Genomic DNA, 22,435 nt, shown 5'->3' with positions numbered 1-22,435 from the left:
CCTTATTTGTTTTTAATCATTAAATTTCAGTAAAATGGATTACTATTTTGCAAAAGAGCTTACCTGCTCTGTTGATGACGCGGTTGACAAAGTTACGCTATTGTTAAAAGAACATGGCTTTGGAATTATTACTCAGATTAATATCAGAAAAACATTTAAAGAAAAACTCGATGCTGATTTCCGCGACTACAGGATTTTAGGAGCTTGCAATCCTCATTATGCACTGGAAGCATTAAATTCTGAAGATAAAGTGGGCTTAATGTTACCATGTAACATCATTGTTCAGGAAAAGGGAGAGGGCAGATGTGAAGTGGCTGCAATTAACCCGAAAACAGTAATGACCGCAACCGGAAATTCAGAACTTGCTGATCTCTCATGTAAGGTTACTGCTATTTTTGACGGACTTATTAAGAAGCTGAATTAATAATTTTATCATTTGATTGGTAAGCATAACCCGGATGCAATTTGTATCCGGGTGTTTTTGTTTCAGAACTGCAACCAATAATAGTTAAAAGGAAACTTTCAGGGAGAAATTAAAAGTTCTTCCCGGAGACCAGTATCCTCTGAAAGTCTCCAGGTTGTGTCCGGTGCCATCTTCACCTCTCATGATTGATTCCTTATTTGTTACATTATAGCAGCTAATTGCTGCTGTAGATTTCAAACCTGATATTTCAAACTGATAACTCAGGTGTAGATCCAACAAATCGTAATCAGGAATTCTGTATGGTTGACTCCTGTCATCTGGATTACCACGTCCTGCCGGATCAAAATTAGCATATATTTTACTGTAATACAGCCAATTGGCATTTAAGGCCCAATCTGTCAGAAAACGTAATTCACCAAATAGAGCTAACGAAATTTGTGGTGCATCGCCGACTTTAATATCTTTAACATATACAAATGTGCTGTCAACTAACTCTTGATTATCATTATACAGCAATGCGTTCACATCATTTTTCCACTTCCAGTCTCCGGCAGAAAAGGTAGAGCCAATGAGGAAATTTGAGGTTGGTTGAGCAAATATTTCAACTTCAATGCCTTTATGTACAGCATCAAGTCCTCTTATCAGAGCTCTTGTTTGCGTATTGTTGTCTAGTTGAATGTTCTCGTTAGATAATAAAGATTTGTCCTGCCACAAAGTGTAGTAAGCATTAATATTAACACTGTAGCCTTTATTTTTATAACCATATCCCATTTCTGCTGAGCTTATTTTTTCGTTGGAGGCATTCTGAACAACAGCATTAGTGAAGTTGGCGAAAATAAACTTGTAATATGGTGCTTTCGTATAATAACCGGCATTTAAATAAAGGTTACTACGTGCATTTATATTGTAATTTAAACCCGTTTTTATATCGGCACCGGGTTTGCTTACAAGTTCACTTTCAGGATTTTGAATGTAATTTATTCTGTCATATCGTCTGAACCATGTGCTTGAGGCTGTTGAAGCAAGAAAAGTCGTCAGGTTTTTATAAGTGTACTCTATCTGACCAAAATAACTGATAACATCAACACGCGAATCATTGTCCACATTAATTATATCGCCTACGCCTTTTATCTGATTTCGTCCTCCAATTCCGTCAATTGCCCAGCCATAAGTGTCAATATAGAATCTTCCGCCTAATAAATCACTGATTTCTTCGCGCAGGTTTGATTTAAAATATCTGGCATGAATACCTGATATAAATTTAAAATTATCATTTATCTGGTAGTTGAGGGTTGATAATGCTCCAAACCAGATGTGATCGGCAAGGTAATTTGTTTGTATTATTTTTGAAAAACCAGATGCAATCTGTCCATCTGCCAATTGATAAGTATCATTATGATTTATATTTTGCAGATAAACAGCATCCCAATCTAACTGGTTATTTTTTCTGAAATTATAAACAGGCTCACTCATAAATGATTCAGCATATTTACCACCACCTTTTCCACTTGAAAAATAAACGGAAGTTGCCAGAAAGGCTCTCGGATTTATATCCCAGTAGTGATTTAAGGATAATTGAGGCTTATGATAAAAATTTTCTGACAGGCTGTTGATTTTTCCATTGTAAATTCCCCAGTTAGGATTGTATTTATTGCCATACATGTCATACTCTTCCTTTGATAACCCAAAGTTTCGCTGACCATGTCTTTCAGGCGCTCCAAGACTGGTAAATACAATTTTATGTCGTTCATTGAGCTCTTTGCTGATGGTAAGAAACCAAGCCCAGGCATTAACGCTTGTGGCATCCACATATCCAGGGCCAGATGTTCTGGAGCCTAAAAAAGTAATCGCATAGTTTTTATTTAATTTTCCTGTTGAAAGACTTAAAGTGAATTTATTATTTCCAAAGTCAGAAACAGCATAGCGAATGCTACCGCCTTTTATAGCTTCTGTTGATTTTGTAATTATATTGATGGTTCCACCAACTGAGTTTAAGGCCACTCTTGAGGCTCCAAGCCCTCTTTGTACCTGAATGGTTTGTGTGGCATCGCCAAGACCTGCCCAGTTAGACCAGTAAACCAATCCGTTTTCAACACTGCTTACAGGGACACCATTTAGCAATAAAGCTATATTTTCCTGTTGAAAACCTCTGATACTTATGCGCGCATCTCCCTGGCCTCCACCTAGCTTTGTTGCATAAACTCCCGGGACCAATTTCATTATTTCAGGGTAATCCTGATGGCCCATTTCTCTTTCAATTGTGGCTGTGCGAATGTTGCTTATGGCAATGGGAGTTTCCCTTTCACGCGCATAATTGGAGATAATATTTACTTCGTTGAGCCCAACGGTTTCCGGCTCTAACCTTATGTGCAGAAATTCATTTTTTTCAGCAGTATTGAGCGAAAGAATAAGCGGCTTGTAGGTCAGATGGCTGAATGTTAATTTGCAGGAACCCTGGGCGAGTATGATTTCAAAGTTGCCGTTATTGTCAGTGATTGCCCCGTTATTTTTTGTGTCAGCCTGAATGTTTACATTGGCAATAGCATAACCGCTGCTTAAATCGCTAACCTGTCCTCTGATTACAACTTGTGCAAATAGCTGACCGGTAATAAGGGCTGAAGCAAAAATCAGACTGATTGATTTTAAGAGAAAATGTATCATGTTTCCGGATTTAATCAATTAATAAAAAATTACCGGAAATAATAATGCCCCGGCAAAGCATACTTCGGGGCAGGATACATCAATACAAAATCCAAACAGAGAAATCTGCCTGGAAAAGTAGTAGTGATTCTTCTTCCATCCAGACTATACTGTCGGTACCGGAATCAAACCGGTTCAGTCAAACAACCAAATGTTGTTCGAGTCGCGGACTATACCGCCGGTCGGGAATTTCGCCCTGCCCTGAAGAATTTTAATTATGCGGCAAAATTATTCAAATATTTTGTTTTTGCAAGCAGTAGTTGAAAATAGCTGCAAAATACAGTTTGCCAAATGCTTAGCTAAATATTTTGTGCATTACAAGCGCGATGGTCCCCAAAAGTTTGGCGTTATCGCCAAGCTCAGAAGCAACAATGCGGGCATCCTTTCTTATTCTTGAAATAGTGTATTTATTCAGATTGCTCTCAATTGGAGCAATAAGGAGGTCAGTGGCTCTTGACATTTCGCCGCCAACAATAATAAGTTCAGGGTTAAAAAGGTGGATTAAAGTACCAATACCTCTTCCCAGTGATTCGCCAATTTTATACAGAAGGTCAATGGCAAATTGATCACCTTCCTTGGCAGCATTCAGGATAAGTTTAATGTTAATTTTGTTTAAATCACCTCCGATAGTTTCACTAATACGGGTAATAGCTCCATTTTCAATTTCAGTTCTGGCTCTGTTAATCATTGATTTCCCAGATGCAATTGTTTCAATACACCCGATTTTTCCGCAATGACACAACTGACCGTTGGGCTCAATCTGGATATGGCCAAATTCACCTGAATAGCCTGAATGACCTGTGTAAATTTTTCCATTGATAATAATGCTGAGCCCGATTCCGGAGCCTGCATTCAGGCACAAAACATTTTGGTGGCCACGGGCCAATCCAAAGGATTGCTCGCCCCACGCCATGGCCCGGGTGTCATGCTCAATGAATACAGGCAGTCCAATTTTTTCATATATAATTTCCGCTAACGGCCGCCCTGTATTCAGGTAAGTGAACGATAATCCGGTTCGAATATCGATCAGGCCCGGAAGCGAAATCCCTATTCCAAGTATTATATTTTGGTCAATTCCATAGGCTTCAAGTAGCTCAGAAACTTTTTCAGCAATAAAACCAAGTATGTCAGGATGTGTGTCAAGCCCTTCATTTAGTTCATGTATTTCCGATACCGGATTGTTTAAAAAGTCAAAAACACCAATTTTAATGAAAGATCTTTCAATGTCAATGCCAATTACATATCGGGCAGACGGATTAAGCCCAAAAAGGCTGGGTCTTCTGCCTCCGGTTGATTCCCCAATCCCAACCTCCTTAATAAGTTTTTCTTCAACAAGCTCCTCTACTGCTCTTGTGATGGTGGGGGTGCTCATCTTTATGGTTTGGCTGAGTTTAAAAATGGATAACTCTCCCTGAAAGTACAATTCTTTGATGATGGATTGCTTTAACCCGATTTTTCTGGCCTGATTGTTTTTTAATGGCTCTTTGGTGTAATCTTTTCTAAATAAATAATCTATACCTTGCATAACATTATTATTGGTTGATGTAAAATTATAAATTATTTTATTATTTACTCCTGTTTAAGTATAAAAATTATTAAGAATGCCTGACTAAACATCGTGCAAATTAAATGAGAGTGTAAGTGATTAAATATCATTGTATTGACATGTGTTTATATTTTAACGGTAAGAAACTAATCTGTCTGGTTATGGTTAGTTTGTCAATATTTATTCATGTTTTTGCCTGTAACTCTGCTTTGTAATTTTGCAATTCCTTTACAACAAAGAAATGCAAGAAAAGTATTTTGCAGTACTTTTCTTGCATTGAAAAAGCGGAAGAATTGGCAGGCTTACTTTAGTTTTATTCCAAATTCTATCATTGCCCTGATTTTGAGATCTTCAGGGTGACTGATTTTTGACTGTCGGAAATTTGGAGACAGTAAATTCCGGCCCTTAAATGTTGCTTTGTGAGATCCAATTTGATTTCTTCACGATTGGCAATGTTTTCTGAGAGAATAACTCGGCCTTGTAAATCGGACATTTGAACGAGTACTGTTTCTCCTGAAAATCCGGCAGGGTTAACATATAACAGATCAGTAAATGGATTGGGCCAGAAATGGGGTTTCAGTTCTGAGAAGTTGTGATTGACAGATGATGGACCTGATTGTAGTTCATAGGCTCCTATGTCCACTCTTGAGCCATAGATTCTGCTATTACCTGCCAGGTCATAAGCTGGCAACATTAGTCCGGTTGTGTCAGGCTGACCTGCATTTACACATGGTGACTCAGGTGCCAATGCATAGGGGTGTAAGCCATTTCCCAAAAACGCTGGCAATGTATCAATGTTCGCAACATAAGGGGAGTTAAAACCGGTTCCTCCTGTTCCGCCGAAGGCTTCACTTTTTCCTTCAATATTACAATAATAGAAAGATGGAGCAGAATTAACATCCCATATATAAACCTGTTCACCTGAGGGCGCATGGTTTCCGTATAGAATAGTATTTACAACTACGGGTGCAGCACTGTCATTGCAATAAAATCCTCCTCCGTATGAAGTACAGGAATTGTTTGTAATGGTATTGTTGATGAAATGTGGATTTGCTCTGTTGCAGGAAATGGCTCCGCCAAAAAATAACGCTGAGTTTTCTGTGAAAAGATTACCGGTTATGGACCGCGCTGGAGTCGACCGTAAGTAACCTAAAGCTCCGCCAAGTCCGCTATAGTTGAGGCGGAATTTACAGTTTGTGAGCAAAATATCTGAATATTCAAAAGAAACGCCGCCTCCAATGCCAGTTGAACGATTGGCTTCAAACTCACATTTGTTTATTTCTGCTGTTGAATTTCTGAAACATACAGCTCCTCCATATCCGTAAGGTGGACCGGGAGTACCGCAGTAGTTGTTGCTGAAAAGGCAATTTTCAATGGATATGTCGGCTTGCTCTCCAAAAATAGCACCACCCCAGAAAACTGCCTTATTCTGATTAAAATGGCATTCTGTAAATTTAATTTTATTGAAATTTCTAATGTTAAACATTCCCCCCATTTTTGACAATGAGTCACCTGTTGCCTTGCCAAATTCAAATGTAGAATGTTTGAAAATTGACGAATCGGCTACAGAAGAGATGTTCGTAAAATCAAAGCCGTCCCAGCCTCCGCGGCTGTCATAAAGATTATAAAACCCTGAAGTGTCTGAAATGGTAAATAATACCGGATTGTCAACTGTTCCCAATGCTTGTATGCTTCCTTCAATAAAAAAACCGAAGTAGCCGGTTGCTATAACTTTGGTTCCTGGTAAGATTTTTAAAAACTCACCAAAGGGGACCAATACATTTCCGGTTATAAAAATTGTGTCAGCCTGCAATATACCTGTTTGTTCACCTTGTATTTGTATTGTTTGTGATTCACCTTTTGTAACCAGCAAAATCATTGATAGAAGGCAAATAAAGAATGCTTTGCAAAGTGTTTTCATTTTGATGATATAGTTTTGTTTGAGTTTGACAGGTCAACTGCTTGCCATAAATAAGGCCTGTTGTATAAAAATGTATATTCTTACTTACAGGCCTTTTGTGATTGTTTTTCGGTTGTCAGTATGGAGGCAAATATCAATGTTTTATCCGAATTGCCAAACAGATTAATTCAAATTTTTTATTCAGAGTCAGGAGTTAATTCGGATGCATTCAACTAAATTTCTAATAAATTGTGATAACTATGCACATAAATAAAATTTATATATTTGCACTTATTGTGGTTTAACTTGTTATTCTTCTGGCTTTCAAAATTGGTTAAGTTCTTCAGAAGAGTCTTAAGTTAATATTTATTGTTATTAGTACCTGTAATCAAAGGGTAAGATTTGCTCCCGGAATTAATTTACTTTCTCATGTGTAAAATTGTTTTTCTTGATAGTAAAATATTTTGCACTTGTTTTCTTCAAACGGAAGAATCTATAAATCATTAGGTTACTTTTTCTTTTAAAATAGTAGCTTATTTGGTATTGTTTTTGGTAATATTGTTCTGAAAGTAAAAAAAATGATGAGTTAAGAGTTACTTTTTCTGCATATATAAATAAACAATTGACGTAGACATAAAACTGATAATTTTATCAGTTTATTTCTGTTATCACTACTACTGAATGAAACGATCAGAAACCCATACAAATTTTGATTCAGGGTTAAATCTTTCAGATTGCACCATTTGCCCGCGCAATTGCAGGGCTAACAGGTTTTCTGATGTAAAGGGATATTGCCAGGCAGGCACAGGCTTCGAAATAAGTTCTATATGTCGGCACCAGGGTGAAGAGCCAGTTTTATCAGGAGAGTATGGAGTGTGTAATGTCTTTTTCAGCCGCTGTAACCTGCAATGTGTTTACTGTCAGAACTGTCAGATAAGTACCAATGATCCTGCTGTTAAGATGCCTGTATTGAGCTTGCAGGAAACCTTGGACAGGATATGTAACTTGCTGGACAATGGATGCAGAGCTGTTGGTTTTGTTTCACCTTCTCATATGGTGCCTCAGGTTATTCAGATTATTAATGCTTTAAAGGAGATGGGGCGGCACCCTGTATTTATTTATAATACAAATGCTTACGATAAAGTTGAAGTACTTCAGTTATTGGAAGGTATGATTGATGTTTATTTGCCAGACTTTAAATATTCAGATGAAACCCTGGCAATAAAATGGTCTGATGCAAAAAATTATGTTAAGGTTGCCTCAGCCGCACTTAAAGAAATGTTCAGGCAAAAGGGGACATCACTGGTTACAGATGAAAATGATTTGGCAATCAGTGGCATAATTATAAGGCATATGGTTATTCCTGGACATGTTGAAAACAGTTTAGGCGTTTTAAGATTTATTGCCGGGGAATTGTCTCCACGAACTCACATTTCTTTAATGTCACAATATCATCCAATGCCCGGGGTATCAAATGATCCGGATTTGGGCAGAGCTGTTTGGGAATCAGAATATTTACAGGTAAAGGATGAAATGCTACAATTAGGACTCAACAGAGGATGGGTGCAGGATTTTTGCAGTAGTTCATTTTACTTACCTGACTTTGATAATGAACACCCGTTCGAAATAGGGTTGAATAATCTTACAAATTAATTAATTTGGTAGACTTTTTTATTACCGGCATGAAATATTTCAGAATAATCCTTTTTTTAGGATTTTTTGCTGTGTATCAACCACTCTCAGGTTCAAATACACAGCAAAGGGTCGATAGCCTCAGGCTTTTGCTTGAAAAGGCTACAGATCCTGCTGAAAAATCAGCTTTGTTAAAGCAGCTTACCCGGCTTTCATTTGAATCAGGTGATTATTTTTCTGCAAGTGAATTTCTTAAAGATGAAATTCAACATAACCTCCTTGTTGTCGATTCTGTTTCATGGGCCAATGCATGCTATAATCTGGGTATGGTAAACAGTATAACCCGAAACTTTGAAGAAGCCATACAATACAGCAGAGTTGCACTTGATTATTTTGAGGCAAACAGAATGTTTGCGCAAATAGCCAACTGTTGTATTAATCTTGGCTATATTTATAATGAGCAACGCCAATACGATCAGGCACTGGAATATTATTTCAGAGCTCAGATGATATTTGAAGATATGAAAGAACAGCAAGGTATGGAAGCTTCCTATCTTAACCTTGGTGTTTTAGGCAGTGAGCAAGGCGATGTTGGTAAAACAAGGCAAATTTATGAACAATCGCAGGGCGTCTCTCAATCCATTAACATGACATCGCTCATGTCAGTTTATATTAACATTGGCAATATTTTTCAGTCAAAGCAGGATTTTGTGCAAGCCGAGAGCTTTTTAGACAAGGCTTTTGCACTGGCAAAACAAAATAATAATCAACAATACCTGGCCACATCACAGGTTTATCTCGGTTCAGTATATTTCAAAACCGGACGTAAAGCTGAAGCATACAGAACGATTGAAAAAGGGATAGAGTTGGCAAAACTGGTCAAACTCCGTCCTCTGATAATGGAAGCATATGGTGAATTGGCCAGGGTCTCAATGAGCTTAAACCAACCTAAATTAGCCTATATTTTCCTTGAGACTTACAGCAAATACAAGGATAGTTTGTACAACGAACAGTTGGCCTTGCAAATGAGCCATGTAAGATCGAAGTTTGAAACAGGAAGCAGGGAGCTTGACAGTGAACGTTTGCTGCGCGAAAATCTGGAGCAATCTCTCAATATGGAGCGTGAGCAGAAATCAAGAATTGCTTTAATTACAGTATTGGTTTTGGTCATTGTTTTTATGGGTTTCTTCTTTAAACGATATTATGTAAAAGCCCGTTCAGCTGAGAACTTTGAAGAAAGCAATAAAATTATCCTAAAACAAAAAGCCGAACTTGAGCAATTGATTGCAACCAAGGATAGATTCTTATCCATAATCGCGCATGATTTAAAAAACCCGTTTACTTCTCTGTTGGGTTTTGCCGATTTAGCATATACTGAGTTTAATGAAATTACTGACCAGGAGAAGTTGTCTTATTTGGGTATCATCAGGCAGTCAAGTCAGAATATTTATGCTTTGCTTGAAAATTTACTTACCTGGTCAAGGGCGCAGTCGGGTCGTATTGATTTTAATCCAGAGCCCGTAGATCTTCCCGAAATTGTTGATTTTTCAATAGACGTAGTCAGATCGGCAGCTGAAAATAAGCAAATCTCACTTTACACTGATTTTTCAAAAGATGTTATTGTTAAAGCTGACAAGAACATGCTTTCTACAGTGCTTCGCAATTTACTCAGCAATGCCATAAAGTTTACTCCTAATGGAGGTTCGGTTACCATTAGTTGTTTGTGTAATAATGGAAAAGCCAGTTTAAGCGTTGCCGATACTGGTGTGGGCCTTGAACAGGATGAGTTGTCCCGTTTATTTAAAATAGATGGTAATCTGAAGAATCCAGGAACAAACAATGAAACCGGAACAGGGTTGGGATTGATTCTTTGTCAGGAGTTTATGAATATACACAAATCCAGGATTACAGCCGAAAGTACACCCGGAAAAGGCAGTGTGTTTAGTTTTAGCCTCGATGTAATTTAATTCAAATCAAATTTCTTTTGATTGATTATTTGCTTCCATTCTCTTTACCGTTGATTGATGAAAGTCCCGGGGTTGATATATCTATGGGGCATTTATACATGAAGCAATGCGGAATGTAAAAAAAACAAATGCCGGAATATTCAATTATTCCGGCATCCTTAGCTTGTTTAAGAAAAAAGTTAGAAGGGGAGATCACCTTCCGAATCCTCGGTAAGAGGAGGGAGGTTTTCTGATTGAGGCAGCCCGGCGGCGGGTGCTCCGGCTGAATCGGCACCGCCTTCTACTTTCCACGCTTCAAGATTGGTAAAGTAGCTGACATTGCCATCTTTTTCCCATTTTCTGCCTCTGAGGTTAAATGCCACTTTAATTTCCTGTCCAATGTTGTATGCATCGATAAGGTTACAGCGATCCTGAGTAAGCTGAAATTTTACCATTTCCGAAAAACTCAGGTTAGGGTTATCTCTGAATTCAATTACAAATTCACGTTTTTTAAACTTGTCAGAAACATTCTGTGTAGGGTACTTTTCGATTAATTTTCCGGTAACTTCAAAAGCCATTTTGCTTAGTTTTATTTGTGATTTATTAAATTAATAGGGGATTTTAACATCGGATTTTACCCAATGTTTAAATATTTCAATTGCTTCCTGGCGCATAAACTGATGGGTTGGGATGGAGCGTTTTTCAATCGGGACATTGATTTCTTCATAGATAAAGTTATCGTCAAAGCCGGCTTTTGCTGCATCTTCACGACCAGCAGCAAAATATACTTTTGCTGGCCTGGCCCAGTATATTGCGCCCAAACACATAGGGCATGGTTCACATGAACAATAGATTTCACAGCCATCAAGCTGAAAGCTGTCAAGTTGTTTACAAGCTTCTCGTATTGCAACTACCTCAGCATGCGCTGTAGGGTCATTCCAAATTGTAACATGATTGCTGCCGCGGGCTATTATCTGGCCATCCTTAACAATAACGGCACCAAATGGTCCACCATTGCCATTTTCAATATTAAGCCCGGCCAGGCGAATAGCTTCTGCCATAAATTTGTTTTGCAGTTCACTCATCATTCTCATTATTATTGTTTAGCCAAACTCCTTGTCTGGTTGGGTGTTTAAGAGCATCGTTCAACATAGTAAGGTAGGCGCTTCTTTGAACAACAACAGCACCCAGACTTAATAAATGACTGGTTTCCATTTGTGCATCAATAAAATGATATCCATCATTGAAAAGTTGATTGCAAAGATAATACAACGCGGCCTTGGAGGCATCGGTTACTGAATGAAACATTGATTCTCCAAAGAACGCTTTACCAAGTGATACTCCATATAATCCACCGGCTAACTGGCCATTATGCCACACTTCAAGTGAGTGAGCGTATCCGCTTTGGTGAAGTGATGTATAAGCTGCCATCATTTCAGGAGTGATCCATGTTCCGCTATCTCCATTTCTGTTAGTGGATGCACATAATTTGATAACTTCTTTAAAACTATGATCAAACGTAAATGTAAATTGTCTGTTGCGCAATTTTTGCCTAAGACTATGCGAAACTTTAAAGGAATCAGGCTTAAACAAACATCTTTCCAGGGGCGAGTACCACATAATGGGTGACCTTTCATCATACCAGGGAAATATTCCATTGCTATAGGCATTAATAAGCCGTTCTTCAGACAGATCTCCACCAATTGCCAGCAAACCGTCGTTCAGGCTTTCTTCAACCGGAGGAAATGGATCCTGGTTTCTGATATAGAATACACGTTTGTTTATCAGCATTTTAACGTTTAAGGCTTCAATTCTCAAAGGTATAAAATAAACCTCAATCTGCAAATTCAACTTTAAGTTGATTCGCGTGATTTTGTATTTGATGTGACGGGTGAAAATAAAAAAACCGGTCCTTGAGGGCCGGTTTTCATTATATTAAATCAATAATTAAGCGTTTTGGGCTTCAAATTCTTTCATGCATGCAACGAGTGCTTCAACACTCTCTTTGGGCAGGGCATTATATGTAGAAGCCCTGTACCCACCAACTGAGCGATGTCCTTTAATACCAATCATTCCTTTGCTTTTGGCAAATTCCATAAATGCATCTTCTTTGTCTTTGTATTGTTCCTTCATAACAAAGCAAATGTTCATGAGCGATCTGGAATCTTTGGCAGCAGTACCTTCAAACATTCTACTGTTATCAATGGCATCGTAAAGAATTCCGGCTTTTTCAATGTTCATTTTTTCAAGCTCAACAAGTCCACCCAAACTCTTGATCCACTTCAGAGTTTCCTTTACCGTGAAAATGGGTAAACATGGAGGTGTATTGAACATCGAACCCTCTTTTATATGCGTTCTGTAATCAAGCATGGTGGGAATCGGGCGGTCAGCTTTTCCTAAAATATCTTCACGAACAATCACAAAAGTTACGCCGGCAGGTCCCAGATTTTTTTGAGCACCACCATAGATCATCGCATATTTTGATACATCAACAGGCCTGCTAAGAATATCTGATGACATATCGGCAACCAAAGGAACAGGACTGTCAATGTCAGTGCGGATTTCAGTTCCGTAAATGGTGTTATTGGTTGTAATATGGAAGTAGTCAGCATCAGTTGGAATTGAGTAACCTGCTGGGATGTAAGAATAGTTTTTATCGGCTGAAGAAGCTACAACAGCTGTTTCGCCAAAGAATTTAGCTTCTTTAACTGCTTTTTTTGCCCACACGCCTGTTTCCAGATAAGCTGCTTTTTTAGCAAGCAAATTGAAAGGAATCATGCAAAACTGTAAGCTGGCGCCTCCTCCAAGAAAAAGTACCTGATAGCCTTCAGGAATTCCTAGAATTTCTTTAAAAAGCGCAACAGCTTCGTCTATAACAGCCTGGAAATCTTTGCTTCTGTGTGAAATTTCAAGTATTGACATGCCTATGCCATTCAGGTCTAAAACTGCTTTTGCAGTGTTCTCGATGGCCACCTGAGGCAGGATGGATGGGCCTGCATTGAAATTGTGCTTTTTCATGATAATGTTAATTTGTTTGTTGCGGTTAATATGTAAAGTTCGGTTATTTTGACCTCTGAAAATCGGAACAAAGGTATAAAGATTTCAATATTGGCAAAATCAGTTGTATATTTTTAAATTATAGTGTAAGGCGCTTAGCTACAGTTGGTTATGTCTGCTTTATTCTGAACTGTTTTTATTTTGAAGGAAATAAACCTTGTTGAGGCCTGTTAGGCTTCGTTTGTGGCTTTTTTTCCTGAGCAGGATTGCGGGCAATAATATTTTCGGTGTAAACCCAAAAACCATCCAAAAAAATAAAAGCATCATAAACATTACCTGCAGGAACCATAGCCCAATTCTGGCCCTGCAAATTTTCGTTGAGTGAAATCAATCTGTCAACTACTATCATGTTATCATCAACATTGCGTTGCGATCGCCTTACACCAGATAAGGTAACTTTTTGGCGGCTATAATTCATTGTAAATGAAGCCTGGGCTGAATATTCATATACAATTCTGTGACTGATTCCATCTTTTGATTTAAAAACAGGTGCTCCGAAAACAGGTTGTCCATTCGAATCAAAAGAGAGCCATTCTATTGATTTTCTTGCGGTTGTGCGGTTAAATCTGTCCCAACTTAATAGCGTATAGGTTGTTTGTCCTTTGTTTTTTTTGCTGATAATCTTATAGAAAAGCCCCGACGGCCATTCTCCGCTTTTAAAAATACGATCATGTAAAACACTGACTAATGATTTTTGTGTAGGAAGCGGAGTTACAATGGAATTATCCCGGGTGATTATTGCAGAATAATAGTTGTCTCCGTTATTCTGTTGAATATTCCAGCAATATATGGTTACATGGCCATCGTCAGAAGTTACCTTTCCAATATTTAATGAATCGGGAATTAATGGCACAGCAGAATCATTTTTAAGCGTTAAGGTCAATTTATTAAAAAATTCAGCGTTCAGCGACAGCCGTAAAGAGTCATCCTTTACTTTTCGGGTGCTGTCAAGCAACACCTTAAGTAAATTATTGGTTTTTATGGGAGAATTTTGTTGTGCCCATGATATATGAATACATTGCAAAAGGAAGGTTAATAATATCAGTTTACGCATGATCAGGGTTATTGGATGTTACATATAACGCAGCAATTCAGGTTTGTGTATATGTCAGAGCATAAAGTTTAACTTTGCTGCAAATATACCATCCGGTTGACGAAAAATAGAAAAGAAATGAAATTAAAAGAATTAAAGGCTTTTGCAAACCAACTTTCACTGTTTGAGGAGTTCGGTAAATCAAAGCCTTACGAAGCGCAAATGCCGGAAGAATTTAAGGATTTTGCCAGTTTGATTGCCGGGTATACAGCCTACAATCCCTGGTTTGTTGAAGATCATATCTGGTATGCGCTTGGTCATCTTAAACATAGTATTTACCATTTGAGTGATTTTTTGGGGTATGATGGCAGTGATTGTAAAAACAAGAACATCGTTTTTCTCATTGACCCGGAAGCGCCCCTTGAAGGAATTGGAGAAATGATATACTCAGCACTATCAGGCCATAATTGCTGGCTCAGCATGCCCGAAAGTGATATTCCATTGTATAAATCTGTTATCAAACTGATTGATTTAACCGTGCCTGGCTTTGCCGGGAAGTTTAAATTTCAGGATGGTTTAATACGGGATTTTGATGCTGCAATTGGCTTTAATCAACGGTTAAACCCAACGGTAGAAAAGTATTTCTCGAAACAGCCGTTCCTTAAGCTTGTTTCAAAAGGACGGTCAATGGTTATTACCGGAAATGAAGATTCAGAAACCTTGTCAGCTATAGCCGAAGGTATTTGTATGTATTTTGGCAGATCAGGATTTAATATTAAGAACATATTTATTCCGGAAGGGTACAGTCTTGATTCATTAATTGAAAAAACTGAATCTTTTAAAAGAAATGGGTTTCACAACAGGTACTTTAATCACTATGAATACCGTAAATCAGGAATGTTAATTAATTTGATTAAACACCTGGATAATGGTTTTTTATTGTTTTCAAACGATGAAAGTCAACTAGGGTTTGTAGGAGTTTTACATTATGCTGTTTATCAGGATTTTAATTCAGATGTACTTCATTCCGGATGGATAAAAAGTTATCCTCTTTCAAATGTGAAAGCTGATTTGACGGGCGGAACGTCTGTTTATAAAGGCATAAAAGCAACAGAAGACTTGTTTGAGAACGCTGCATTATTGCGTCAATTTTTTAAAAGTATATGAAAGCACTAATTTTGATTAAAATTAGCGGACTGAATATTTGCTAATTAAAAAAAAGTTTTTACTTTTGCAAACCCAAATTAACCGGTTTTGTTACAGATAGCTTTTCTTAACCGGCGCACTATTTAGCAGGGGTCCACAAAAAATAAACTGACAAATGAAAAAAGACATTCATCCCAAAGATTACAGACTGGTTGTTTTTAAAGATATGTCGAATGACTACGTGTTTATGACAAAATCAACCGTAGCCACTAAAGACACCATTGTTTGGGAAGACGGACAGGAATATCCGCTGATTAAACTCGAAATTTCAAACACTTCACACCCATTCTATACCGGTAAGATTAAACTTATTGATACAGCTGGTCGTGTTGATAAATTCAAAACCAAATACCAGAAACATTTCGAGAACCGCTCAAAGGTTCAATAAGTTTTCAGCAATTTGCTGTTAATAAGATTTCGAGAGCCCTTACATTGTGAAGGGCTTTTTTAGTTATTTTTGAGCAATTGAAACGAAATATTCATAAAAACACCTACATATATGAACTACGTTCTTTTTGATGAATCGAGGAGGAATAATCTACTGCCACTTACTTTTATACGTCCGGTTGCTGACATCAGGTTTGGCATACTTACCATACGGGAGAAATGGGAGAAATATCTTCATTGCTCCACATCCACTCTTACAGAAGCGTATTTATCAGCCAAATATCCATTGGTTAAAGAAAAAGATAATATCATTATCAATGGAGCCATTTGTCCTAATCCGGCTTTAATTCAGGAAATAAGTAAATTGCTTCCTGGCCAGGCGTTGGTAAAAGGCGACAGCGTTATTGCTATGTACCTGAATGAAAAAGACTTTGAAAAGCAATCAGGCGCTATTGAAGAGATTGAAACCGAAACTGATTTTCTTGAAATATTGAACACCTGGGATATTTTTGCAAAAAATGCTCAGGCAATTGCTGATGATTTTGCACTGCTTACAGAAGGTCGAAAATCAGCGAAACTTCCTGAAAACAGCATCTATTTTGCTGCTGAAAATATTTTTATAGAAGAAGGTGCTCAAATTCTGGCATCTACTCTCAATGCCACGGATGGCCCCATTTATATTGGCCACAATGCAGTTGTGATGGAAGGTTCAAACCTGCGGGGGCCTCTTGCATTATGCGACAATGCTCAAATAAAAATGAGTGCTAAAATTTACGGGCCTACAACCATAGGGCCTCACTCTAAAGTGGGTGGTGAAGTGAATAGTTCTGTAATTTTTGGCTATTCCAATAAAGCTCATGATGGGTTCTTAGGCCATTCAGTTATTGGCGAATGGTGCAACCTTGGCGCCGATACCAATACTTCAAATCTTAAGAATACTTACGATTCTGTAAAATTGTGGAGTTATCCCGATGAATCATTCGTTGATACAGGTCTGCAGTTTTGTGGATTGATAATGGGTGACCACTCGAAATGTGGCATAAATACCATGTTTAATACAGGTACTGTTGTGGGTGTAAGTACCAATATATTTGGTTCAGGATTCCAGCGGAATTTTGTTTCTTCATTCAAATGGGGTGGTGTAAGCGGATTTTCAACTTTTTTGCCTAAAAAAGCCATTGAAGTTGCCAAAGGCATGTTCAAGCGTCGCGATCTTGATTTTACTGAAATTGACGCTCAGTTAATTGAAGATGTTTATAACCTTACCCACAACTATCGCAGAATGTAAACTTTTTAGATGTAACGTTGTTGATCCGGTACCATGACTGGTGCCGGATTTTTTGTGCCAACAGACTAAACGGCACGAAATTTGACAAGTGCCCGTTTAAGCTTTTTGTAAACTATAATGACAACCTGACACTTTGTCGGGATTAAGACGATAACTATGAATAATGAAGGAATCAGGTTGACAGACCTGATAGAAAATGAAACCGAATTTATACCCTTGCTCACCACCGAAGATGAGGAGCAAATGAATGCAGAGGTGGTTCCTGATACACTTCCTATACTTCCTTTGCGTAATACAGTATTATTTCCTGGAGTAGTAATTCCGATTACCGTCGGAAGAGATAAATCAATTCGGTTAATTAAAGACTTTTATAAGGGCGACCGCATCATTGGAGCTGTTGCTCAGCGGGATGTAGAAATTGAAGATCCGAGATTCAGCGATTTAAATGAAATTGGTACCATTGCTTATATTATTAAGCTGCTGCAAATGCCTGATGGTACAACCACTGCTATTATACAGGGAAAAAAGAGATTTCGCATTACAGAAATGGTTCAGGAAGACCCGTATTTTGTTGCAAAGGTCAAGCCATTCGAAACCGTCAAACCCATTGTTAAAGACAAGAAGTTTAACGCCCTGATGTCTTCAATTAAAGATTTGGCCATTCAGATTATCAATCTTTCGCCAAACCTTCCGTCAGATTCTGTATTTGCCATCAGAAATATTGACAGTCCGGTTTTTCTTGTGAATTTTATTTCATCAAATCTCAATATTTCGCTTGAAGAAAAGCAGATGTTGCTTACAATTGATGATTTGATTGACAGGGCCAATACTGTGCTTGGGCTTCTTACCAAGGAGTTGCAGATTATTGAACTGAAAAACCAGATTCAGAATAAAGTAAAAATAGACCTGGATAAACAACAGCGTGATTATCTGCTTAATCAACAGTTAAAAACTATTCAGGAAGAACTTGGAGATAATCCTCATACACAGGATATCGCAGATCTTAAATCAAAAGCATCCAAAAAGAAATGGGGTGACAACGTTGTGGAGGTTTTTGAGCGTGAACTCGCCAAGCTTCAGCGGATGAACCCTTCTGCCATGGAATATTCCATGCAGTTGAATTATCTGGAAGTGCTGATAGATTTACCATGGAATGAATATACAACCGACAATTTTGACCTGAAAAGAGCTCGAAAAGTATTGGATCGCGATCATTTTGGATTAGAAACTGTCAAAGACAGAATTATTGAGTATCTGGCTGTGCTAAAGCTTAAAGGCGACATGAAATCACCCATTTTATGTTTGTTTGGCCCTCCGGGAGTTGGTAAAACGTCTCTCGGCAAGTCAGTAGCTGAAGCTGTTAACAGAAATTATATAAGAATGTCGCTTGGCGGGTTGCGCGATGAGGCAGAAATCAGAGGACACCGTAAAACGTATATCGGAGCTATGCCAGGTCGTATCCTGCAAAGCATAAAAAAAGCCAAAGCATCCAATCCTGTTTTTGTTTTAGATGAAATTGACAAGGTTATTGGTGCCAATGTAAACGGTGACCCGTCTGCTGCATTGCTTGAAGTATTGGATCCGGAGCAAAACAGTACTTTTTACGACAATTTTGTCGAACTTGAATATGACTTGTCGAAAGTTATGTTTATTGCTACTGCCAATAACTTGAGTACCATACATCCTGCCTTGCGCGACAGAATGGAGATAATTGAAATTAATGGATATCTGCTTGAAGAAAAGCTTGAAATTGCCCGCAGGCATTTGGTTCCCAAACAGCTCTCAGAGCATGGAGTTAAACCCGGCCAGCTTGAATTTCCCAAAAAGATAATTGAAAGCATTATTGATGGCTATACCCGCGAATCAGGAGTGAGATTACTGGAAAAACAGATAGCGCGGATAATTCGTTACCAGGCAAAATCGATTGTTTCTGGCGATGATTATAACGTAGTTGTAACTGATGAAGACATTCGTAAAATTCTGGGCCCTGTTAAATTTCAAAGAGAATCAGATGTTTTACCACATGAAACTGGCGTTGTTACTGGCTTGGCGTGGACACCGGTAGGAGGGGAGATTTTGTATGTTGAAACCAGCCTCAGTCATGGCAAAGGTTCTTTAGGCCTCACAGGAAACCTTGGTGATGTGATGAAGGAATCAGCTACATTGGCTTATGAATACCTGAAATCTCAAAGTCACTTGCTGGGGCTTAATGCCGAAATATTTGAGAAGTGGAATGTACATATTCATATTCCTGAAGGAGCAACGCCTAAGGATGGTCCGTCAGCTGGAATTACCTTGTTTACTGCTTTGGCATCTGCATTTACCCAGCGCAGGGTGAAGTCAAAACTGGCAATGACCGGAGAAATAACGCTTCGGGGAAAGGTGCTTCCTGTTGGAGGAATCAAGGAAAAAATTCTTGCTGCAAGACGGTCAGGAATAAAAGATATCATTCTGCCTAAAGACAACCAAAAGGATATTGAAGAAATTAAACCTGTTTATCTGAAGGGTTTGAATTTTCATTATGTGGATAAAATGATAGAAGTGATAAACATTGCACTTGACACAAAAACTGCGCCTAATCCATTAAATATTAACTACTAACTGATGTATTGGCCGGTTGCAGCCGTCCGGTAGTGTTGAACTTTACTGAATGAAAAAAATACTGATCATCATAGGCCATCCTGTAAAAGATACGTTTTCAGATTTACTGAGAACCTCTTATTTAAAAGGTGCAACTGAGTCTGGAGCAGAAATTCGGCAGATTCTTCTGAGAAAACTTAGTTTTGATCTTAACTTTAGTGAAGGATATCGCGGTAATCAGCAACTCGAACCTGATTTGCAAAAAGCACAGGAGGATATACTATGGGCCGATCATCTGGTAATTATTTACCCTAACTGGTGGTCAACATTTCCGGCACTGTTGAAAGGATTTATTGACAGAACTTTTTTGCCGGGTTTTGCTTTCAGATACCGGAAAGGTAGCCTTTTATGGGATAAATTGCTGACTGGCAAAACTGCCAGACTCATCATCACAATGGATACTCCGCCCTGGTATTACTGGCTCGTTTACCGCAGACCCGGACATAATGCCATGAAACGCGGAATTCTTGAATTTTGTGGAATCAGGCCTGTAAGAATTACAACCCTTGGTCCGGTCAAATTGTCTTCAGAAAAGAAAAGAGCAAACTGGTTGCGAAAAGTAGAAAGCCTTGGCAGAAAGCAAAATTAATTTTTCCAATACCTGTCATGAGCTGTTGTTAAAAAAAAGCCTGTTTCAACTTGAAACAGGCTTTTTTGGTAAAACTTATTCTATCGGGCAATAACCAGCTTTTCGGTTAGCTTTTGCTTATTTGTGATAAGAGTTACAATATAAGTGCCGCTTTTGAATGCGGTAGTATTAATATTTTCGCGCTGGGTGCCAGCAAAACGGTGAAAGTTCCCCGAATTATACACCTGCTTCCCGTTAATATCACTTATAAGCAATGTTACATCTGAGGCTGTTTGTAACTCATAATGAACAGTAACCTTATTTTTAGCAGGGTTCGGTTCAGGTGCAAGCAGAGTAGTTTGAGGGGTTGATAGCTGAGGAGTACCTACAATTGTCTGCGCTTCTTTAAGAATGATCCTGTTGTTAGGGTCAAAAGTAAGCGCAACAGGCTGTTTGTTAAATTGCATGACAAAAACCTGGTGGTTTACATCATTCATTACTTTCACAATCGAATCACTGGCATCTTCAAACTGAATGCGGATTTCAAGAGGCATAGCAAAGAAAGTTGCATCGCTTTGAGTCTGATTGGCCTGAAAATGAACATTCCACTGATTATTTTCCATTTCCTTAAAACTATACGTATTGTTATATTCAGGATGGTTAGGCTGGTAAATCCACTCATTGAAAAACCAGTCAAGATCCTGCCCTGTAGATTCATTCATTTTAGCGATAAAATCCGGAATGGTAGCTGATTGATATCTGAAATTCAGCGTATCATTGGCATAATCGTATAAACTACTGAAAAACAAAGAATCACCAACCACATAACGATACATATAAAGAACGCATGAGCCTTTCATGTAGGTGATGGAATAATTAAACAGCACATTGTTCGAAGGAGGGTTGATTGCCCAGTCAGGGTCGGAAATAGGCCATCCAGGGTTTGTGGCCAGATAATAAGCTGCATTGTCGGCCAATTCTTCTTCATAGGCTGGCTGGCCGTTAACTTCACCTGTCCACAATGCTTCAACATAGGTTGCAAAGCCTTCGTTTAGCCACAAATCAGCCCAAGTGGCGCAAGTAATCATATCGCCAAACCACTGATGCGCAAATTCATGTGCAATAAGACTTGAATACCAACAACCAGGGCAAAGGCTTGTGAGCGTTTGGTTTTCCATGCCTCCCCATTGAAATTGAGGATTGAGTGTTGCAAATCCATCTTTTTCAAAAGGGTGATCACCAAAAAGTGAGTAATAAAAATTAGCCAAAGGGGTAATCATATTGATCATGGCTGTGGGGTTTTCGCCTGGATTATAGTAAAATCTGAAAGGAATAATTTCATTCTCATTTCCCGGATTTTGCCAGTTTACAATCTGAAGATTATAATTTACACGAGAACTGATGACCATGAGATAAGTTGCAATCGGATCGCGGCTTGTCCATGTGTACCAAAGGGAGTCAGCAACAATAACTGAATCGGCAAGACTGCCGTTAGAGCCTAATTTTACGTTAAGTGGCACCTTGGCTCTGAGTGTAAGCCTGGCTTTGTCGGATGGCTGATCATAACAAGGAAACCACTTTCTGGCGCCCTGAGGTTCACAGTCAGTAAATACAAAACCATTACTTACATAAAACGCATTGTCAACTACGTTAAGGTGTTGGTAATGAATGCTAACCTCTACAGTGTCTCCTGCTTCGTAGGTATCATTCAGGTTAATTGTAAGTTTATCATTTTCATGAAGGAAGGATACTCCTGCCATTCCAACAGATTGTATTTGCAGTGAACCATTATCTGCATCCAGATCAATGGAATTTAACACGCTGTCGACCTTAAACCGAACAATATTGGAAGCAGTAAAATTTTTCGGATAAGGACTTGAATAACAATGAAAAATATCGAGATCAAGATTATAATTCAAAACGTCAAATTTATGACGTGGTGAATTGGGAGATCTATTGTCAATCATCTGGACAGAAGCTCTGTGTTGTTTGCCAAAAGCACAAACAGCGCTGCCTTTTTCAATGTTTAAGTCCTGACCAACAGCAGTTAACATGCCAGCCATGAGAAAGAATGAAGTTATTGCTCTGATTTTCATTGTCATTATTTT

The 22,435-nt window shown here is 38.5% G+C and carries 17 protein-coding genes and 1 riboswitch; of the genes, 8 read left to right on the top strand and 9 right to left on the bottom strand.

All coding sequences use genetic code 11. The annotated features are described in order from the left end of the window. The first annotated feature begins 34 nt into the window (after positions 1–34). The gene (locus tag H6541_06660; GenBank protein MCB9015463.1) at positions 35–424 is read left to right on the top strand and encodes a DUF302 domain-containing protein; all 390 of its coding nucleotides are present in this window, start codon (positions 35–37) and stop codon (positions 422–424) included. An 84-nt stretch (positions 425–508) separates the two neighbouring features. Here H6541_06660 and H6541_06655 read toward each other — a convergent pair whose 3' ends face one another. From H6541_06655 to H6541_06645, 3 genes are all read right to left on the bottom strand, one after another. Beyond that, entirely contained in the window at positions 509–3,085 is a 2,577-nt protein-coding gene (locus H6541_06655) for a TonB-dependent receptor (GenBank protein MCB9015462.1), read from the bottom strand. Between the two features lie 123 nt (positions 3,086–3,208). Next, positions 3,209–3,337: riboswitch (FMN riboswitch) on the bottom strand. Positions 3,338–3,419: 82 nt separating this feature from the next. Further along, positions 3,420–4,649, bottom strand: a complete 1,230-nt coding sequence (locus H6541_06650) for an ROK family protein (protein MCB9015461.1) — start codon at positions 4,647–4,649, stop codon at positions 3,420–3,422. 349 nt (positions 4,650–4,998) lie between these two features. Continuing rightward, a complete protein-coding gene (locus tag H6541_06645) occupies positions 4,999–6,591 on the bottom strand; it encodes a T9SS type A sorting domain-containing protein (protein ID MCB9015460.1) in 1,593 nt (530 codons plus the stop codon). A 660-nt stretch (positions 6,592–7,251) separates the two neighbouring features. Here H6541_06645 and H6541_06640 point away from each other — a divergent pair. After that, on the top strand, positions 7,252–8,223 hold the full coding sequence (locus tag H6541_06640; protein MCB9015459.1) for a 4Fe-4S cluster-binding domain-containing protein: 972 nt from the start codon (positions 7,252–7,254) through the stop codon (positions 8,221–8,223). A gap of 5 nt (positions 8,224–8,228) precedes the next feature. Beyond that, positions 8,229–10,169: a tetratricopeptide repeat protein gene (locus H6541_06635; GenBank protein ID MCB9015458.1), complete on the top strand. Its 1,941-nt coding sequence runs from the start codon at positions 8,229–8,231 to the stop codon at positions 10,167–10,169. Between the two features lie 179 nt (positions 10,170–10,348). On the opposite strand, the gene H6541_06630 is transcribed toward H6541_06635, so the two are convergent. From H6541_06630 to H6541_06610, 5 genes are all read right to left on the bottom strand, one after another. Next, entirely contained in the window at positions 10,349–10,726 is a 378-nt protein-coding gene (locus H6541_06630) for a DUF3127 domain-containing protein (protein MCB9015457.1), read from the bottom strand. Between the two features lie 30 nt (positions 10,727–10,756). Beyond that, complete coding sequence (locus H6541_06625; protein ID MCB9015456.1) at positions 10,757–11,233, bottom strand: nucleoside deaminase; 477 nt, start codon at positions 11,231–11,233, stop codon at positions 10,757–10,759. Beyond that, complete coding sequence (locus H6541_06620) at positions 11,226–11,939, bottom strand: leucyl/phenylalanyl-tRNA--protein transferase (GenBank protein ID MCB9015455.1); 714 nt, start codon at positions 11,937–11,939, stop codon at positions 11,226–11,228. The genes H6541_06625 and H6541_06620 overlap by 8 nt, the downstream gene beginning before the upstream one ends. A gap of 156 nt (positions 11,940–12,095) precedes the next feature. After that, complete coding sequence (gene serC, locus H6541_06615) at positions 12,096–13,166, bottom strand: 3-phosphoserine/phosphohydroxythreonine transaminase (protein MCB9015454.1); 1,071 nt, start codon at positions 13,164–13,166, stop codon at positions 12,096–12,098. A gap of 175 nt (positions 13,167–13,341) precedes the next feature. Further along, complete coding sequence (locus tag H6541_06610) at positions 13,342–14,259, bottom strand: hypothetical protein (GenBank protein ID MCB9015453.1); 918 nt, start codon at positions 14,257–14,259, stop codon at positions 13,342–13,344. Between the two features lie 117 nt (positions 14,260–14,376). Here H6541_06610 and H6541_06605 point away from each other — a divergent pair, with 117 nt between their 5' ends. The 5 genes from H6541_06605 to H6541_06585 all read left to right on the top strand — a co-directional run bounded on the left by H6541_06605 (position 14,377) and on the right by H6541_06585 (position 20,348). Next, positions 14,377–15,405, top strand: a complete 1,029-nt coding sequence (locus H6541_06605) for a hypothetical protein (protein MCB9015452.1) — start codon at positions 14,377–14,379, stop codon at positions 15,403–15,405. A 154-nt stretch (positions 15,406–15,559) separates the two neighbouring features. Further along, a complete protein-coding gene (locus tag H6541_06600) occupies positions 15,560–15,832 on the top strand; it encodes a type B 50S ribosomal protein L31 (GenBank protein MCB9015451.1) in 273 nt (90 codons plus the stop codon). 111 nt (positions 15,833–15,943) lie between these two features. Beyond that, the gene (locus tag H6541_06595) at positions 15,944–17,119 is read left to right on the top strand and encodes a GlmU family protein (protein MCB9015450.1); all 1,176 of its coding nucleotides are present in this window, start codon (positions 15,944–15,946) and stop codon (positions 17,117–17,119) included. A gap of 156 nt (positions 17,120–17,275) precedes the next feature. Then, positions 17,276–19,720: an endopeptidase La gene (gene lon, locus H6541_06590; protein MCB9015449.1), complete on the top strand. Its 2,445-nt coding sequence runs from the start codon at positions 17,276–17,278 to the stop codon at positions 19,718–19,720. 49 nt (positions 19,721–19,769) lie between these two features. Next, positions 19,770–20,348 carry an NAD(P)H-dependent oxidoreductase gene (locus H6541_06585; GenBank protein MCB9015448.1) on the top strand — a complete coding sequence of 193 codons (579 nt, stop codon included), beginning with the start codon at positions 19,770–19,772 and terminating at the stop codon, positions 20,346–20,348. Between the two features lie 80 nt (positions 20,349–20,428). Here the strand turns inward: H6541_06585 and H6541_06580 are convergent, their stop codons facing one another. Further along, entirely contained in the window at positions 20,429–22,423 is a 1,995-nt protein-coding gene (locus H6541_06580) for a T9SS type A sorting domain-containing protein (GenBank protein MCB9015447.1), read from the bottom strand. Positions 22,424–22,435 lie beyond the last annotated feature (12 nt).

Source organism: Lentimicrobiaceae bacterium (assembly GCA_020636745.1).
In the GTDB taxonomy this organism is placed as follows: domain Bacteria; phylum Bacteroidota; class Bacteroidia; order Bacteroidales; family Lentimicrobiaceae; genus Lentimicrobium.
The sequence above is the reverse complement of the archived record's forward strand: the minus strand, read 5'-3'. Positions and strand labels throughout refer to the sequence as shown.